Annotated in this window: 19 protein-coding genes; 4 read left to right on the top strand and 15 right to left on the bottom strand. The window is 61.2% G+C overall.

Going from position 1 to position 17,088, the window contains the following annotated elements; translation table 11 throughout:
• Positions 1-65: 65 nt before the first annotated feature.
• The 10 genes from AC1Z24_RS29420 to ubiE all read right to left on the bottom strand — a co-directional run bounded on the left by AC1Z24_RS29420 (position 66) and on the right by ubiE (position 8,176).
• Positions 66-1,982, bottom strand: coding sequence for a methyl-accepting chemotaxis protein (locus AC1Z24_RS29420; RefSeq protein WP_483743785.1), 1,917 nt, complete (start codon positions 1,980-1,982; stop codon positions 66-68).
• 96 nt (positions 1,983-2,078) lie between these two features.
• A complete protein-coding gene (locus tag AC1Z24_RS29415) occupies positions 2,079-2,786 on the bottom strand; it encodes a 16S rRNA (uracil(1498)-N(3))-methyltransferase (protein WP_483743784.1) in 708 nt (235 codons plus the stop codon).
• Positions 2,783-3,580 (bottom strand): twin-arginine translocase subunit TatC, encoded by a 798-nt coding sequence (gene tatC, locus AC1Z24_RS29410; protein ID WP_259104237.1) that lies wholly within the window; start codon positions 3,578-3,580, stop codon positions 2,783-2,785. The genes AC1Z24_RS29415 and tatC overlap by 4 nt, the downstream gene beginning before the upstream one ends.
• A complete protein-coding gene (tatB, locus tag AC1Z24_RS29405) occupies positions 3,577-4,044 on the bottom strand; it encodes a Sec-independent protein translocase protein TatB (RefSeq protein ID WP_483743783.1) in 468 nt (155 codons plus the stop codon). The genes tatC and tatB overlap by 4 nt, the downstream gene beginning before the upstream one ends.
• A 4-nt stretch (positions 4,045-4,048) precedes the next feature.
• Entirely contained in the window at positions 4,049-4,327 is a 279-nt protein-coding gene (locus AC1Z24_RS29400; RefSeq protein ID WP_259104239.1) for a twin-arginine translocase TatA/TatE family subunit, read from the bottom strand.
• 42 nt (positions 4,328-4,369) lie between these two features.
• The gene (locus tag AC1Z24_RS29395; protein ID WP_259104241.1) at positions 4,370-4,702 is read right to left on the bottom strand and encodes a phosphoribosyl-ATP diphosphatase; all 333 of its coding nucleotides are present in this window, start codon (positions 4,700-4,702) and stop codon (positions 4,370-4,372) included.
• Positions 4,703-4,704: 2 nt separating this feature from the next.
• Positions 4,705-5,097 (bottom strand): phosphoribosyl-AMP cyclohydrolase, encoded by a 393-nt coding sequence (gene hisI / locus AC1Z24_RS29390; RefSeq protein ID WP_259104242.1) that lies wholly within the window; start codon positions 5,095-5,097, stop codon positions 4,705-4,707.
• 69 nt (positions 5,098-5,166) lie between these two features.
• Positions 5,167-6,786 (bottom strand): ubiquinone biosynthesis regulatory protein kinase UbiB, encoded by a 1,620-nt coding sequence (gene ubiB, locus AC1Z24_RS29385; RefSeq protein ID WP_483743782.1) that lies wholly within the window; start codon positions 6,784-6,786, stop codon positions 5,167-5,169.
• Positions 6,783-7,406 (bottom strand): ubiquinone biosynthesis accessory factor UbiJ, encoded by a 624-nt coding sequence (locus AC1Z24_RS29380; RefSeq protein ID WP_483743781.1) that lies wholly within the window; start codon positions 7,404-7,406, stop codon positions 6,783-6,785. The genes ubiB and AC1Z24_RS29380 overlap by 4 nt, the downstream gene beginning before the upstream one ends.
• A complete protein-coding gene (gene ubiE / locus AC1Z24_RS29375) occupies positions 7,406-8,176 on the bottom strand; it encodes a bifunctional demethylmenaquinone methyltransferase/2-methoxy-6-polyprenyl-1,4-benzoquinol methylase UbiE (RefSeq protein WP_259104482.1) in 771 nt (256 codons plus the stop codon). Before ubiE ends, AC1Z24_RS29380 begins: the two co-directional genes overlap by 1 nt.
• Before the next feature lie 162 nt (positions 8,177-8,338).
• On the opposite strand from ubiE, the gene AC1Z24_RS29370 reads away from it, so the two are divergent.
• The 3 genes from AC1Z24_RS29370 (at position 8,339) to AC1Z24_RS29360 (ending at position 10,142) form a co-directional block, all read left to right on the top strand.
• Positions 8,339-8,614, top strand: coding sequence for a polyhydroxyalkanoic acid system family protein (locus AC1Z24_RS29370; RefSeq protein ID WP_259104246.1), 276 nt, complete (start codon positions 8,339-8,341; stop codon positions 8,612-8,614).
• 270 nt (positions 8,615-8,884) lie between these two features.
• A complete protein-coding gene (locus AC1Z24_RS29365; RefSeq protein ID WP_483743780.1) occupies positions 8,885-9,310 on the top strand; it encodes a phasin family protein in 426 nt (141 codons plus the stop codon).
• A gap of 10 nt (positions 9,311-9,320) precedes the next feature.
• Positions 9,321-10,142, top strand: a complete 822-nt coding sequence (locus AC1Z24_RS29360) for a phasin family protein (RefSeq protein WP_483743779.1) — start codon at positions 9,321-9,323, stop codon at positions 10,140-10,142.
• A gap of 62 nt (positions 10,143-10,204) precedes the next feature.
• Here AC1Z24_RS29360 and AC1Z24_RS29355 read toward each other — a convergent pair whose 3' ends face one another.
• Together AC1Z24_RS29355 and AC1Z24_RS29350 are read right to left on the bottom strand one after the other, a co-directional pair.
• Positions 10,205-10,459, bottom strand: a complete 255-nt coding sequence (locus tag AC1Z24_RS29355; protein ID WP_483743778.1) for a hypothetical protein — start codon at positions 10,457-10,459, stop codon at positions 10,205-10,207.
• Positions 10,460-10,934: 475 nt separating this feature from the next.
• The gene (locus tag AC1Z24_RS29350; protein WP_483743777.1) at positions 10,935-12,431 is read right to left on the bottom strand and encodes an MFS transporter; all 1,497 of its coding nucleotides are present in this window, start codon (positions 12,429-12,431) and stop codon (positions 10,935-10,937) included.
• Positions 12,432-12,577: 146 nt separating this feature from the next.
• Between AC1Z24_RS29350 and AC1Z24_RS29345 the strand changes: the two genes are divergently transcribed.
• Positions 12,578-13,492, top strand: coding sequence for a LysR family transcriptional regulator (locus AC1Z24_RS29345; RefSeq protein ID WP_483743776.1), 915 nt, complete (start codon positions 12,578-12,580; stop codon positions 13,490-13,492).
• A gap of 97 nt (positions 13,493-13,589) precedes the next feature.
• Here AC1Z24_RS29345 and AC1Z24_RS29340 read toward each other — a convergent pair whose 3' ends face one another.
• The 3 genes from AC1Z24_RS29340 to phaZ form a co-directional block, all read right to left on the bottom strand.
• Positions 13,590-14,204: a TetR/AcrR family transcriptional regulator gene (locus tag AC1Z24_RS29340; RefSeq protein ID WP_483743775.1), complete on the bottom strand. Its 615-nt coding sequence runs from the start codon at positions 14,202-14,204 to the stop codon at positions 13,590-13,592.
• A 165-nt stretch (positions 14,205-14,369) separates the two neighbouring features.
• On the bottom strand, positions 14,370-16,052 hold the full coding sequence (gene phaC, locus AC1Z24_RS29335; protein WP_483743774.1) for a class II poly(R)-hydroxyalkanoic acid synthase: 1,683 nt from the start codon (positions 16,050-16,052) through the stop codon (positions 14,370-14,372).
• A gap of 147 nt (positions 16,053-16,199) precedes the next feature.
• Positions 16,200-17,054, bottom strand: a complete 855-nt coding sequence (phaZ, locus tag AC1Z24_RS29330; RefSeq protein WP_483743773.1) for a poly(3-hydroxyalkanoate) depolymerase — start codon at positions 17,052-17,054, stop codon at positions 16,200-16,202.
• Positions 17,055-17,088: the final 34 nt, after the last annotated feature.

Raw genomic sequence — 17,088 nt, 5'->3', positions numbered from 1 at the left:
TTGCGACTGTGGGACCGGCTTTAGCCGGGAAAGCGTCTTCCCGGCTAAAGCCGGTCCCACATTTTCTACACCTTGAATTTCCCCACCAGCGTCTGCAGGTGATTGCCCAGCCGCGCCAGTTCAACACTGGATGCCGCAGTTTCCTCACTGGCCGACGAGGTCTGCTCCGACACGTCACGCACATTGAGCACGCTGCGGTTGATCTCTTCGGCGGTGGCGCTCTGCTCCTCGGCGGCGGCGGCGATTTGCTGGTTCATGGACTGGATCGCCGACACGGTACGGGTGATGTTTTCCAATGCGCTGCCGGCGCTACGCGTCAGTTCGACGCTGCTGTCAGTCAGGTCGCGGCTGCTGTCCAGAGCGCTGGCGACCTGTTGCGTACCGCCTTGCAGGCCGACGATCAGCTGGGCGATCTCTTCAGTGGACTTCTGCGTGCGCTGGGCCAGGCTGCGCACTTCATCGGCGACCACCGCAAATCCACGTCCGGCCTCACCGGCGCGGGCAGCTTCAATAGCGGCGTTGAGGGCCAGCAGGTTGGTCTGTTCGGCCACGGACTTGATCACGTCCAGCACGCTGCCGATCTTGTCGCTTTCAGTCTTCAGCAGGCCCATGGCCTTGGTCGAATTGCTCACTTCCGTGGCCAGGCGCTCGATCTGGGCGATGGCCTGGTTGACCACGCGATCACCCTCACGGGCCTGCTGATCGGCGACCTTGGCCGCTTCCGAGGCTTCTTCGGCGTTGCGCGCCACTTCCTGCACGGTCGCGGTCATCTGATGCATGGCGGTGGCGACCTGATCGGTTTCCACTTTCTGGCTGTTGACCCCGGCGCTGGTCTGCTCGGTGACAGCGGACAGTTGCTCGGCGGCGCTGGCAATCTGGGTCACGCCCTCGCTGATCCCGCCGATCAGGGTGCGCAGGCCCAGGGTCATCTTCTGGATACTGGCCTGCAACTGGCCCAGCTCGTCCTTGCGATCCACGGCAAGGTTCTGACTCAGGTCGCCGGATGCAACGCGGTCGACCACGGTCAGGGTGTAACGCAGCGGCAGAACGATCTGCCGGGTAATAGCCCAGGCGGCGATGATGCCGAACAGGATCGCCAGTACGGTGACCAGCCCCAGCGTCGACTGGGCTTTCTGGCTGTCGCTGTCACGCTTGCCGTTCTGCGAGGTGATCAGCTCGTCGCTGATATCCAGCAGGTCCTGGCCGACGACAGTCATTTTCTCCAGGGCCTGCATGCTCACCTGCTGGGCGTCGCGGTACTGGCCCACTGCCGCGCGATAGCCTTTTAGGGCGGCTGCGCCGGCCTGCAGTTTGGAAAGGAACTCGGGGGAAATCTCGCCCGCGAGGGTATTGATGCCCACGGTAGCTTCGTCGATGGCAGCGGTCGCGGCGCTTTCGAACTCGGCCTTGCCACTGAAGGTGTAGCCACGGACCTGGAAGCGCGCCTGCTGGATCAGCTTGCTGACACTGACGGAACTGTTGAACTCGAGGATGCTGTCGCCCAGCAGCAGTGACTCTTCGATCTTGTTGACCTCTTCCACGGCGTGATCAGCGGTGACGCCCAGGTTGGTGCGGGCGACTTCGCGAGCGGCAATGGCTTTGACCATGTCGTCGAAGGAACTGCGGTATTTGGCGGCAGCGGTTCGTTGATCGTTCAGGCGTTTGAAGTCATCGCCCGCTTCAATGATCTTGAGTGCGCCATTGATGGTTTCATCAAGCTTGTCCAGGCCGGCATACACCGCCTTGGCGGCTTCAGGGCTGTATTGAGCCTCGTAGCGCAGACGCACCACGCGCAGTTCCAGGGTGGCATCGCTGATATGGCTGATGGCGGCGATCTTGTCGCTGCGGCCGATCAGCGATGTCACGCTGAACCAGCCGGTGCTGGTGATGATCAGGGTCATCAGCAACAGCAAGCCGAAACCGACGGCGAGCTTGCGGCTCACGCTTATATTTCCCAGGCCTTGGGCTATCCCGCGATACATGGCGTCGCTCCTGAAAGCTTATTGTTTTTATGTAAGTGCAACTAATATCGGCAACTTAGTGCGCGAACTGTAGCCATAATGCTGGCAAAACGATACTTAGAAAAGCCGGGCGAGCAGGGCAGTTACGGCAGTTTCAACGCGTAAAATACGTTCGCCCAGTTGTACCGGTTGCAGCCCCGACTGCCTGAGCAGGTCAATTTCGTAGGGAATCCAGCCGCCTTCCGGGCCGATCGCCAGGGTTACCGGCTGTTCCACGGCACGCGGGCAGGCGGGAAAGTCGCCAGGATGACCGACCAGTCCGAGGGTGCCCTCGACCAGTTGCGGCAGGCGATCTTCGACGAACGGTTTAAAGCGCTTCTCGATGATGATCTGCGGCAACATGCTGTCACGGGCCTGTTCCAGGCCGAGGATCAGTTGCTCGCGTATCGCCTCCGGTTGCAGAAAGGGCGTCTGCCAGAAGCTTTTTTCCACGCGATAGCTGTTGACCAGGATGACTCTGGGCACGCCCATGGTCGCCACGGTCTGAAACACCCGGCGCAGCATCTTTGGCCGGGGCAGGGCCAGCAGCAGGGTCAGGGGCAGTTTGGCCGGTGGCGGGCTGTCGAGGCTGATGCGCAGCTCGGCTTCCCGGGGTTCCAGGCGCAACAGCTCGGCACTGCCCAGCAGGCCGCCGATCTGGCCGACCCGCAGGCTGTCGCCGACTTCGATCCGATGCACCTCTTGCATGTGCTTGAGGCGCCGGTCACGCAGCACCACCCGGTCCGCCGCAATGAAGTCGGCGTCTTCGAGTAACAGCAGATTCACGGCCGGGTCGCTGGCGGCTGGTCCTGCGGCTCTTCGGCAGGCTGGTCGTCCGGGTGGTCGCCACGCTTGGTGATCATCGAACTGGCCAATACACCCACTTCAAACAGCAGCCACATCGGCACGGCGAGCAGGGTTTGGGAGAAGATGTCCGGCGGCGTCAGGATCATGCCGACCACGAAGCAGCCGATGATCACGTACGGACGGATCTTCTTCAGGTACTTCACGTCAACGATGCCGATCCACACCAGCAGCACCACGGCCACCGGGATTTCGAAGGCCACGCCGAAGGCGAAGAACAGTGTCATGACGAAGTCCAGGTAACTGGCGATATCCGTCATCATCGATACCCCTTCCGGGGTCACGCTGGCGAAGAAGTGGAAAATCAGCGGGAAGACCAGGAAGTAGGCGAATGCCATCCCCGAGTAGAACAGGATGATGCTCGATACCAGCAGCGGCACGGCAATGCGCTTCTCGTGCTTGTACAGGCCAGGTGCAATGAAGCCCCAGATCTGATGCAGGATCACCGGCATGGCCAGGAACAGCGCGACCATCATGGTCAGCTTGAATGGCGTGATGAACGGCGAGGCGACGTCAGTGGCGATCATCGTCGCGCCTTCGGGCAGGTAGACCCGCAGAGGCGCCGAGACCAGGGTGTAGATCTTCTGGGTGAAGTAGAACAACCCGGCAAAAATCAGAAAGATCGCCAGCACGCAACGCAGCAGGCGTGTGCGCAGTTCGGTCAGGTGTGAGACCAGCGGCATTTGCTGGTCGTCTTCAGGGATTTCAGCGCTCATGGGGCTCGCGGGGGCAATGACGAATCGTTGGCGGAAGGCGCGTGGGCTGCCGCAGTGGTGTGGATCACCGGCGCCGGTTCGACCGTGACCGGTTCCACGGGCGCAGGTACTGGTTCAGCAGGTGCCGCCGGGCCTGGTTCAGCACTCGTGAGTGCGGGTGCATGGGCTGGCGTAGTGGCCGCTACGGCGGGGTTGACGGGCTCCACGCTGGGCGGGACCGGCGGGTTGAAGATTTTGCGCGCCTCCTGCTCCAACGACAGAATGTGTTCGTTGTGCAGTTGGCGGCGGATCTCGTCCGCGCCGATTTCGCGTTCAACTTCCTGTTTTATCGCGTTGAAGCTGCGCTTCAGGCGGCCGATCCAGAGACCTGCGGTACGCGCAGCACCCGGCAGGCGCTCGGGGCCGAGCACGAGCAGGGCGACCAGGCCGACCAGCAGTAATTCAGAGAAGCTGATACCGAACATGGGGCTAGACCTGGTCTTTGCGGATTGGCTCTTCGACTTTGTGCGCCTGGCCGTCGATGGTGTGCGGCTGGTTCAGCGGCGAGCCCTGAGGCGCAGCTTGTGCGGTCTGGGTCGGCTGTACCGGCGGTTGCTCCGGGTTCTTCTCTTCGTCGTTCATGGCCTTGCGAAAGCCCTTGATCGACTCACCCACGTCAGTGCCCAGGTTCTTGAGTTTCTTGGTGCCGAAGACCAGTACCACGACAACCAGAATGATGACCCAGTGTTTCCAGTCAAAAATGCCCATGAAGCGTTCCTCGTAGAAATTTCAAAGCTCGAAAGCGGTGGGTTAGTCGGCTGAACGTGCGGCTTTTTCCGCGTGTCCGGACAGCCCGAAACGGCGATCCAGCTCATCGAGCACGGCTTGTGGGTGCTGACCCAGCGCGGCAAGCATCACCAGGCTATGGAACCACAGGTCAGCGGTTTCGTAGATGACATCGCTGCAATCGCCACTGACGGCGGCGTCCTTGGCGGCGATGATGGTTTCGACCGACTCTTCGCCGACCTTTTCCAGAATCTTGTTCAGACCCTTGTGATAGAGGCTGGCGACATAAGAGCTGTCGGCAGCGGCGCCCTTGCGCTCTTCAAGCACCTGCGCCAGGCGTGACAAGGTATCGCTCATGTTCAGTGTCCTGCGTGATAAATGGCGTCCGGGTCTTTGAGCACCGGATCCACGGTCTTCCAGTCACCGCCTTCATAGACGCGATAGAAGCAGCTTTCGCGGCCGGTATGGCAGGCGATGCCGCCCAGTTGCTCGACCATCAGGATGATCACGTCGGCGTCGCAGTCCAGACGCAGTTCGTGCAGCTTCTGCACATGGCCTGATTCTTCGCCTTTGCGCCAGAGTTTGCCACGGGAACGCGACCAATAGATGCCACGGTTCTCGGCTGCGGTCAGGGCCAGGGCTTCACGATTCATCCAGGCCATCATCAGAATGCGGCCGGTCTTGTGATCCTGAGCGATGGCGGGCACCAGGCCATCGCTGTCCCATTTAATCTCGTCCAACCAGTCTTTCATCATCTACTCCGGCAGCCGGGCTTCAGGCCTCGGCGGGTTGAACAGTGTGCCAGCGCATGATGACGATGGCTATCGGCGAACGACTAGATACAACCCTGAGGTCAACATGACCCACGCAGGCCAGGTGGCAGGGGCGGTCCATTCGCTGCCGGCACCGGCCAGACTCGACGCGATCACCACGCCTGCGGCCAGCAGGGCTGCGCCCAATAACCGCAGGATCCAACTGTCGCCGCGCGCACGCCAGGTCGGCTGCGGGTCGACGGCATGGGGTTGGGACAGACGCTCCAGCAGGTCGCGGGTCATGCCGGCCAGGTGCGGGATCTGTTCGATCTGCGATTGCACATTGCCAAACAACGTCTTGGGGCTGATCCGCTCGCGCATCCAGCGCTCCAGGAACGGCTGGGCGGTGCTCCACAGGTCCAGGTCAGGGTACAACTGACGACCCAGGCCTTCGATATTGAGCAGGGTCTTTTGCAGCAGCACCAGTTGCGGCTGCACTTCCATATTGAAGCGACGCGCGGTCTGGAACAGGCGCATCAGCACCTGACCGAAGGAAATGTCCTTGAGCGGCTTCTCGAAGATCGGTTCGCACACGGTACGAATCGCTGCTTCGAACTCATTGAGCTTGGTGTGGGCCGGAACCCAGCCCGAGTCGATGTGCAACTGGGCGACCCGGCGATAATCGCGCTTGAAGAAGGCAAACAGGTTGCGCGCCAGATAGTCCTGGTCTTCCGGGGTCAGGCTGCCGACGATGCCGCAGTCGATAGCGATGTACTGCGGGCTCCATGGCTGCACAGTGCTGACGAAAATATTGCCGGGGTGCATGTCGGCATGGAAGAAGCTGTCGCGGAACACCTGGGTGAAGAAGATCTCCACACCGCGCTCGGCCAGCATCTTCATGTCGGTGCGCTGGTCGGCCAGGGTTTCCAGATCGGTGACCTGGACGCCGTAGATACGCTCCATGACCAGCACTTTCGGCCGGCACCAGTCCCAATAGACCTGCGGCACATACAGCAGCTGCGAGCCTTCGAAGTTGCGGCGCAACTGGCTGGAGTTGGCCGCTTCGCGCAGCAGGTCCAGCTCGTCGTAGATGGTCTTTTCGTAGTCGCTGACCACATCCACCGGGTGCAACAGGCGCGCGTCAGCGGACAGTTTCTCGGCGGTGCTGGCGAGGATGAACAGCCAGGCCAGATCCTGGGCGATGATCGGCTTGAGGCCGGGCCGTACCACTTTGACCACTACCTCTTCGCCGGTTTTCAGCCGGGCGGCATGCACCTGAGCCACCGAAGCCGAAGCCAGTGGCTCGACATCGAAACGGCTGAACACTTCGCTGATCTTCTTGCCCAACTGCGATTCGATCAGTGCGATGGCTTTCTGCGGGTCGAATGGCGGCACGCGATCCTGTAACAGCATCAGCTCATCGGCGATGTCTTCGGGCAGCAGGTCGCGGCGGGTCGAAAGCAGTTGGCCAAACTTGATGAAAATCGGCCCCAGGTCCTGCAACGCCAGGTGAAAACGCGCGCCACGGCTCAGCTCCGAGGCCTTGCGCGGGAACCAGCGCCACGGCAGGACAAAGCGCACGGCCAACAACCACCAGGGCAGCGGCAGGGCGAACAACAGGTCATCGAGGCGGTAGCGGATCACGACACGCTGGATGCGCAACAGACGGCGGACGGCAAGCAGCTTCATGCGTTATCGCTGGAGTTGAAGGAGAGGGAAAGGCGTTCGAAGCGCGCCTCAAGGCGTTCCAGATCGAGTTTGATCCGGTCTATTTCGGCAAAGCCCGCTTCGGCTTCGCGCAGACCGACCAGTGTGCGGGATTCTTCGCTCAGGTAGTCGGCCAGATTCTGACTGACACTGGTCAGTACATCCTGGGTCCAGCGCGCGCGGCTGCGCAGATGACCGCCGAGCACCTGACTGGCGACCGGGCCGAGCCAGCGTTGCAGCTCGTATTCCCAGTCCAGCTCCAGGTCCTGGAGGATGCCGACCAGTTCCAGCAGCAGGCTGCTGTCACCGTCCAGATCAACCTCGGGGCCGTGCAGTACAGCCGTCTTGTCCTTGCTCAGGGCCAGGCGCAGCAGGCTCGCCGCCGGGGCACGCAGAGTGCAGTCGGCATCGGCTTCCCAGTTTGCCGCCAGCAACAGGCCTTCATCGCTGGGCAGGATAAACAGCCGCAGCGACGGGTTGCGGCAATCCACCGCAATCACCCGCCCGCTCAGGCGACCCAGGCGCGGCAGGGCCGTGCTGTCCATGCGCAAGGCACGGTTGATGCCGTGCTCGACACTGGCGAGCAAGCCACGCAGCAGCATCAGGGCTTGATACCGCGATGCAGGGCGACGATGCCTGCGGTCATGTTGTGATAGGTCACGCGGTCGAAACCGGCCTCGACCATCATCGACTTGAGGGTTTCCTGGTTGGGGTGCATGCGGATCGATTCGGCCAGGTAGCGGTAGCTCTCCGAGTCATTGGTGATCAGCTTGCCCATCAACGGCATGAACGCGAACGAATAGGCGTCGTAGGCCTTGGACATCAGCTTGTTGGTCGGTTTGGAGAACTCCAGCACCAACAGGCGGCCACCCGGCTTGAGCACGCGCAGCATCGAGCGCAGGGCGTCTTCCTTGTGGGTGACGTTGCGCAGGCCGAAGGCGATGGTCACGCAATCGAAGTGGTTGTCCGGGAACGGCAGCTTTTCAGCATCGGCCTGGACGAACTCGACATTACCCGCCACACCCAGGTCCAGCAGGCGATCACGCCCGACCTTGAGCATCGACGCGTTGATATCGGCCAGCACGACCTGACCGGTGGGGCCGACCAGATGGGAAAACTTGCGGGTCAGATCGCCCGTGCCACCGGCGATGTCGAGCACACGGTTGCCCGTACGCACGCCGGACAGCTCAATGGCAAAGCGCTTCCACAGACGGTGCATGCCGCCGGACAGCACGTCATTCATCAAGTCGTACTTGGCGGCTACGGAATGGAAAACCTCAGCGACTTTCTCCGCCTTTTGGCTTTCCGGTACGTTTTTGAAGCCGAAGTGAGTGGTGGGTTCGGCATCGTTGCCTTGGCGCTGATCGTTCATATCGCTGTCACCGGAATAAAGTGCGGCCATTCTAATCGCCGAGGCCCGCTTTGTCTTGACAAGGCTCAGGCGTAAGACAGGAACTGACCGGGAACGCGCGTTTATTCAACGGGTCGCACTGTTATAGTTGCCCGACGAATTACCTCATCAAGGAGCCTTGCAGTGTCCAAGATCACCGTTGAACGCGCCCATACCCTCGGCCACGAAGCTGCCCGGGAAAAAGCTGAACAGTTGGTGCAGAAACTCTCGGAAAAATACGGCCTGGCCCACGAGTGGAAAGGGGACAGCGTATCCCTGGAAGGCAAGGGCGCCAAAGGCCGCGTCGATGTGGAAGCGGCCCTGATCCGTGTGACCATCGAACTCAACTTCATCCTCTCGGCCATGAGTGGCGCGATCAAGACCGAGGTTGAGAAGGTGCTGGATAAGGCGTTGGTCTGAATTCTCTGGGTAGTGAAGACAAAATCTGACCAGATGGGAGCCGGCTTGCAGGCGATAGCGGCAGATAGGGCAATGATGTAATTGCGAGTGCTGCGCACTCGATCGCCAGCAAGCCGGCTCCCACAAAGTCCATTCCAATCCGCATGAAGTTGATTGGCTTGAGCGCTGTTTTAAACCCTAGGGTGAGCATTCTAATTTTTCTCCGTACTTTGTGCCCATGCCCCCAATCCGCGGGGCGCTTCCTCTAATTTTTCGAGCGTGAGGTGCGACATGGCCAAAGTGACTTTGAAGAAAAAAATCGAAGCCGAAGAAACAAAGGCATTCTCCGAAGTACGGCTGTATGCCCGCAAGATCTGGCTGGCGGGCCTGGGGGCTTACGCCAAGGCGGGTCATGAAGGCAGCACTTACGTCAAAGAGCTGATCAAGACCGGCGAAAAAGTTGAGAAAGAAGCCAAGAGCGCCGTCAATGAAAAGCTCGAAGCGGCCAACAGCGAAATTGATTCGCTCAAGGGCGAGGTTACCGGCATCAAAGGCCGCGTTGAAGTGCAGCTCGACAAGATCGAAAGTGCCTTCGACCGCCGCGTTGCCAGTGCCTTGAATCGCATCGGCATTCCATCTAAACATGATGTTGAGACACTCTCTGCTAAGCTCGATGAGCTGACAGCATTGCTGGAACGTGTCGAGCGTAAACAATAAGGAGAGCGGGATGGCTGGCAAAAAGAAAATCGAAAAAGAAGGCAGCTCCTGGATCGGCGAGGTTGAAAAATACTCGCGCCAGATCTGGCTGGCTGGATTGGGTGCTTACTCGAAGATCAGCAATGATGGCAGTAAGCTTTTTGAAACCCTGGTCAAGGACGGCGAGAAAGCCGAGAAACAGACCAAGGCTGAAGTCGATGCACAAGTCGACGCCGCCAAGGACACCGCCAAAAAGGCCAAGTCCCGTGTTGGCGATGTTAAAGACCTGGCATTGGGCAAATGGAGCGAACTGGAAGGTGCGTTCGACAAACGCCTGAACAGCGCCATCTCCCGCCTGGGCGTGCCGAGCCGCAATGAAGTCAAGGCACTGCACAACAAGGTCGATTTGCTGACCAAGCAAATCGAGAAGTTGACCGGTGCCTCGGTCACGCCGGTGTCGAAAACCGCAGCGGCCAAACCCGCCGCTAAAACTGCCGTCAAGCCGCTGGTCAAGCCTGCGCCGAAACCAGCTGCCAAACCGGCTGCTACCAAGGTTGCTGCTGCGGCTAAAACAGCCGTCAAAAGCGCTGCCGCCAAACCGGTTGCCGCCGCGAAAACGGCTGCTGCCAAACCAGCGGCTAAACCTGCCGCTGCGAAGCCAGCAGCCGCCAAACCTGCAGCAGCGAAAAAGCCAGCGGTGAAGAAACCTGCCGCCGCAAAACCGGCAGCGGCCAAACCCGCCGCCAGCGCTGCACCGGCCGCCCCGGCCCCGGCCAGCACCACCGCAGCATCGGCAGCGCCAACACCAAGCGCCGCACCGGCGGCACCGGCGACACCGAGCGGCCAGTCCTGATAAACCGGATGGCGGCATGAAAACCCGACCTGTGAGAGCAGGTCGGGTTTTTTATTGGACCGTTACGGCGTTTCTGCTGCTACCTCGACTAGCGCTCGGCCGACGTCGATGAAATGCAGCGCGGTTCGGGTGAGTTTGCGGCTCAGTTGCAGGTCGGCATCCTCCGCTTCAGTCATCAAGTCGGCGGCGCAGTCGAACATGTTCGTGGCTTGATGAAGGGCTACCTCTCGCGAGATGCCAGGCTGGACCATGAACAGGTTTTTGCCTATCGATAGTTTGCCGAACGGATGGGCGTGTGGAATGTATTTTTGAATCATTCTGTAGATCTCTAGTGAGTAAGTTAGAGCTGCCACATTCGCCGTCAAACGAATTCAGGGTGGCAACTGTGCGCGGGTTGACGGACCGGACACTAGCACCCGGCGCACTCGAAAGTGCCCCACGCACAGTCGCCATAACGCGGGCACGCAAAGTTGCGTTGCATACGATTGGGACGTGCATCGGTACTAGTGATGAAACCAGGCCGTCAAACCTGATCACGGATGGTCCGTGACGGGGCGAGGATAGGCACAGAGGCAGATTGAATCAAGACCTGTGAGAGCGAGCTTGCTCGCGAAAACGGACGACGCTGTATGGCAGGCATACCGAGTTGAGGCCTTCGCGGGCAAGCCACGCTCCCACAGGTACATGCGATTCCGTTGGAGCGCGGCTTGTCCGCGAAAAGGACGACGCGGTGTTTCAGGCATACCGCGTTGAGCCCTTCGCAAGCAAGCTTGCTCCCACGAATTCTCCAGATCAGGCCAGTTGATCCTGCTGGCACTCCAGTGCCTCGTGGTTGCCACCATTGCCCCGATCCAGAAACACAAATACCACCGCCGCCGTCGCCACGGTGATGCTGCTCAGGATCAGCAGCAGCGTGCTGAAGGCGTCGCTATAGCCGTGCACCAGCAAGGCCTGGGCGGTGCCGGGCAGCAGGGACTGGGCGCCGGACAGGTCGCCGGTGACCAAGTGTTGCGCAGCTTCGGTCACGTTCACTCCGTTCAAGTGCTGCGAGGTCAGGGCCGAGAGCAGGGCGGTGACGATGGCTACCGCCACGCCTTCGCCTGCGACGCGGGTGGTGCTGAAGATGCCGGTGGCCATGCCCGCGCGCTCCTTGGGTACGACGCTGACGGCCAGGCCGTCCATCAGGCCCCACGGCAGGCTGATCCCGGCGCCGATCACGAACATCGGCCAGATCAGATCGACGGCCGCGCTGCCGGTCGGGATATGGCTGAGCCAGAACAGCCCGCCAGCCGAGATCAGCAGGCCTATCCCGCAAATGATCGACGCACTGAGCCAGCGGGTCAGCATGCCGGCAGCGATGGGCAGTACCAGCAGCGGTGCAGACAGGGCGATCATCAGTTGGCCCGCCGCCAGTTCGCTCATGCCATCGATGCCAACGAAGCGAATCGGCAGCAGCACCAGTAACACCACGTAGGCATAGGCCGGGGCCGCTGCCAGCAGTTGCACGCCGACGAAGCGCGGATAGCGGAACAGGGTGAGATCAAGCATCGGCTGAGCGACGCGGCGTTCGATGATCACAAAGGCAATAAAGGACAGCAGCGACACGGCCAGCAAGGTCACCACCCACGGATCGCTCCAGCCGCGCTCCGGTGCCATCAGCACCGCGTAGGTGAAAATCCCCAGGGCCCAGGTAAAGCTGATCGCGCCGGGCCAGTCTATGCCGGCGGCGTCAGGGTTGCGCGTCTCGTGCATGTAGCGCAGGCCCAGTACCGAGGCCAGCGCGGCGAGGACGGTGATCATCAGAAAGATCGTGTGCCAGCCAAAGGCCTCGATCATCAGCCCCGAAGCGATCGGGCCAAAGGCCAGGCCGATCCCGAAGCTGCTGCCGACAAAACTGAAGGCCCGCACGGCCGCAGGGCCTTCAAACTCCTGTGCCAGCGCCGACATGCCGCCGGAAAACGCAGCAGCTGCGGCGATGCCCTGAGCGGCGCGCAGCAGGTCGAAACACAGCAGGTTCGGCGCCAGGACCAGGGCGGCGGAGAACAGCGCAAAAGCCGTCACGCCGCTGACGAATACGCGCTTGCGCCCGTAGCTGTCGGCGAGGGCTCCGGCCAGCATCAGGCAACTGCCGAAGGTCAACATGAACGCGTTGGTTACCCAGTTCAGGGCGATGGGGCTGCCGCCGTATGCGCGGCCGATGGCGGGCAGCGCTACGGCGGCAGCGGTGAAATTCAGCGGCATGCTGATGGCGGCAATGCACACCGCCAGCAGGATCAGGTTTCGGTTCATGGGTAATCCTCAAGTTCGGGATGAGCTGCATTGGGTACTGGCGTAATGCAGCCAAGTTGACGAGGATGATAAGAGCGCGTTAATCCGCTTAAAAACGGCAAAAATTCCGTGTATAGCGGAATCAAACGCTTGAATGGGGATAGGGGATGGATCGTTTCAGTGGCCTGATGGCATTTGTACGTACCGCCGAACTGGGTAGCTTCGTGGCCGCCGGGCGGGTGTTGGGTTTGTCGGCTTCGGCGGTGGGCAAGGGCGTGGCGCGGTTGGAGCACCAGTTGGGTGTGCGGCTGTTTCAGCGTTCGACCCGCAGCCTGCGCCTGACCGATGAGGGGCGGCTGTTTCAGGAGCGCTGCCGACGCATCATCGACGAACTGGACGATGCCCGCGCCGCCGTGGCGCAGAGCACCGAAACGCCCCGTGGCAAGCTGCGGGTGACGACCATGACGGTGGGTTACCACTTGCTGCTGCCGATCCTGCCGGAGTTTCTCAAGCGCTACCCGGATATTGAGCTGGATGTGGATTTCAACGACCAGTTCGTCGACCTGATCGAGGAGGGCTACGACGTCGCCCTGCGTGGTGGAGCTGTGGCGGACTCACGCTTCCATATGCGCGCGTTGCCCGAAGTACAGGTGCTGCTGTGCGCCTCGCCCGCTTACCTGAGCCGTCACGGCTGCCCGCAGCATCCCGCTGATTTGCGCGGCCATTGCGGCGTGCGCTTTCGCTTTCACAGCAACGGCAAGTTGCAGGACTGGCCGCTGCCCCGCGAGCCCGGCGAGGTGGAGTGGAGCACGCGCACGGCCTTTACCTGCAACAACATGCAGGCTGTGCTGGGCATGACCCTCAGTGACATGGGGATTGCTTGCATGCCGGACTTCCTGGTCCGGGACGCCCTGGCCAGCGGTGACCTGTGCCAGGTAATGGCCGAGCACACCAACGCACCGTCACCCATGAGCCTGCTGTGGCCGTCGAGTCGGCATCTTTCACCCAAGGTGCGGGTGTTTGTGGATTTTGTCAGTGAGCGGTTGTTTGCGGATTCGCCTGCACTATCGGCGTGTCTCTGATACCTGCAGGAGCTGCCGAAGGCTGCGATCGCGTTCTTCCTGATGCACCGCAATCGCAGCCTTCGTCAGCTCCTACAAGAGCCTATTCCAAGGCAAATCAATCTTCCAGATAGTGCAACGCCAGCTTCTGCGCCGCATGCCGCGAGCCCGGCGTCAGGTGCGGGGCGACCAGCATCATGATCTGGTAAACCACCACCCGCACTTGGCCCTCGCGGCCGAGAATCCGCTGGTAGTCCAGGGAGAACAGCAGGGTCATTGTGATCTGCTCCACCAGTTGCCCCAGGGCCTGGGTTTCGCTGACCACCTGCCCCTCGGCCTTGAGCCGCGCCAGCAGGGAGGCGAGGGTGCGTTTCAGGGCATTGAGCAGATTACGAATACCCCGGGCCAGTTTGGGCAGGCGCCCGGCCAGGTTGGACAGGTCTTGAAACAGAAAACGGTAGTGGGCCAGACGCTCGACGATCAGGTGCAGGAACAGCCAGTAATCCTCGGCGGCCAGTTGCGCGTCGGCGGGAGGGTCGAGCAGTGGCGTCAGCTCGCTCTGGAAGCGTTCGAACAGGCCCAGCACCAGCGGCTCCTTGCCGTGGAAGTGGTAGTACAGGTTGCCGGGGCTGATACCCAGTTCGTTGGCGATCTCCAGGGTTGAAACGTTGGGTTCGCCCTCCTGATTGAACAGGGACAGGGCGCATTCGAGGATACGGTCGCGGGTTTTCATCCGGGCTTCTTGTTTGGGATTCGGGTTCTTGATGGCGCGTTCATAACGGTGGGACCGGCTTTAGCCGGGAAGAGCTCGGTACAGTCGATATTTCTCTACTGCCTGTACCCATGCTTTCCCGGCTAAAGCCGGTCCCACAAAAAGCAGGTCCTACAAAAGATCGCCTCAGCGCACATGCACATAAGTCCCCGGCGCGGCTTCCATCGGTGGATAGGCGGCATTACCCAGGGTCATGTTGGTCTCGCGCTGGGTGCCCGAGCGTTCCTGAATCCAGCTCAGCCAGGTCGGCCACCAACTGCCTTCGGTCTGCTTGGCATCGTAGAACCATGCACGAGGGTCGCCGCTGAGGCGGGCCGCTTCGATGTAGTGGGATTTCGGGTTGCCCGGTGGGTTGAGAATGCTTTGCACGTGGCCGCTGTTGGACAGCAGGAAACGCCGCTCGCCGCCCAGCAGCAGGGTCGAGCGATAGACTGCGTCCCACGGTGTGATGTGGTCGTTGATGCCGGCCACGCTGAAGTTATCCACCGTGACTTTTTCCAGATCGATGGGCGTACCGCAGACTTCCAGGCCTCCGGGGTGGGTCAACGGGTTGTGCTTGAACAGGTCGAGCAGGTCACCATGCAGGGCAGCGGGCAGGCGGGTGCTGTCGTTGTTCCAGTACAGTACGTCGAACGGCGGCGGCGCCTTGCCCAGCAGGTAGTTATTGACCCAGTAGCTCCAGATCAGGTCGTTGGGGCGCATCCAGGCGAAGATCTTGCTCATGTCCCGGCCGTCCAGCACGCCGTTCTGGTAGGAACGCCGCTTGGCCGCTTCCAGGGTCGTCTCATCGACGAACAACGAGGCCGAACTTTCGATGGCGCAGTCGAGCAGGCTGACCAGGTAGGTCGCGCTGGAGACCCGGCGCAGCTGGCGCTTGGTCTGCAAATGGCCCTGCAGGGCGGCGATGGTCAGGCCGCCGGCGCAGGCACCGATCAGGTTTACCTCGCGGCTGGCAGTAATGGTGCGGCAGACATTCATCGCCTGTTCGGTGGCTTCGACATAACTCGACAGCCCCCACTCGCGGTGCCGCACATCGGGGTTGCGCCAACTGATGATGAAGGTCTGCAGGCCATTCTTGAGGGCGTACTGGACGAAGCTGTTTTTCGCGCTCAGGTCGAAGATATAGAACTTGTTGATCTGTGGCGGCACGATCAGCAGGGGCTTGGCGTACTGTTTTTCGCTCATGGGTTTGTACTGGATCAGCTCCAGCATTTCATTGCGAAACACCACGGTGCCGACGGTGGTGGCGACGGTACGGCCGATCTCGAAGGCGTCCCTGGTCACCTGGCTGGGCAGGCCATTGTTGTGCAGCAGATCATCGACCATATGACTCAGGCCCTTGATCACGCTGGTGCCGCCGGAGTTGAAAAGCTCCTTGACCGCCATCGGGTTGAGCAGGGTGTTGGTCGGCGCCAGGGCATCGTTGAGCAGGTTGAACAGAAAATGCGCTCTGGCCCGGTCGTCGGTGGACAGGTTGCTGTCATCGATCCATTTGCGGCTCTGGTGCTGCCAGCTCAGGTAGGCCTGCAAGCCACGTCGGTAGAACGGGTTGAGGGTCCAGGTCGGATCGGCAAAGCGGCTGTCGCGCGGATTTGGTGTGTGCGGGGTATCGCCGAGCAAGACCCGGCCCAACTGGCCGCCCAGGGCGAGGGCATGACGCACGTTATGCAGCGGGTGGCGCAGGCCTTGGGCAGCGACTCGCCGCAGGGTCGAGAGCAGGTCGCGACCGCGCAAACCGGTAATAGCACTTTGGGCGTTGAAGTAAGACTCCGTACTGGGCTCAACGCTCTTTGCAGGTTTATCTTGCATGAGGGCAACACTCCTTCGTCAGGCCATCAATCAATATTCCTACGACGCCTCCGTACGGGGAGGTGGTCGTAGGGCTGCGGCGAAAACACTCCGGTGTCCGGCGCAGCTGCTGGAACGTACAGCGTCCTTGTTACTCAGGGGCTTAGCTCAGCGCACAATCGGCGCAGGTTTGGGGTGCACGACGGCGCGTAGCCGTTCCTGTTGCAGGAATTTCATGATGATGGGGGCCACGGCTTCAGCCCGGGTAATCAGAAACAAATGTCCGTCATCGATTATGTGTAGCTGGGCATTGGGTATACGCCAGGCCAGCAGGCGCATATTGACCAACGGAATCAGCGGATCGTCGTCACCGGCCAGCACCAGGGTCGGCTGGCGGATCTTGTGCAGCCAGTGAATGCTGGTCCAGCCCATGCCGGCAAACAGTTGCCAGTAGTAGCCCAGCTTGCCGGACGAACGGACCTTGGCCGCGTGGTTGGCGGCCAGATGCGGATCGCGACGAAAGGCGCCACCATAGATTTCCGGGGCGATGCGGATCACATGGGAGGGTTGGATATAACGCCGCGGGCTGGCCATCAACCAGAGCACCCGGGGTTTGCCTGGCACCATCACCGCACCGGCTGCGGTTGCTGCCAACACCAGTTTCTTGCAGCGCTCGGGATAGTCGTGGGCGAACTGCTGGGCCAGCGCGCCGCCCCAGGACACGCCAATCGCATTGACCTGGCCGTAGTCCAGGTAGTCAAGCATGCGCGCGGCCAGCTTCGCCAGGCCGGGAAAACGGTACGGCCGCCGCGGCGTCGAGGATCCGCCCACGCCCGGCACGTCGAAGGCAATCACTTCCAGGTCCGGGTCGAGAGCGTCGACAAACGGAAACACCAACTCAAGGTTGGCGCCGATACCGTTGAAGATCAGCAACGGCGTGAGGTGGGGCTTGCCGGGGCGCACTGCGGTACGGATGTTGTGGCCATCCAGATCGATGGTGCGAAATACAAAGGGTTGAGGCATACGCAAAGCCCTGTGGTCGACCGTTGACTGCTCA

It is taken from the genome of Pseudomonas sp. JL23 (assembly GCF_056933585.1).
This window is presented reverse-complemented; position numbering and strand designations above follow the sequence as displayed.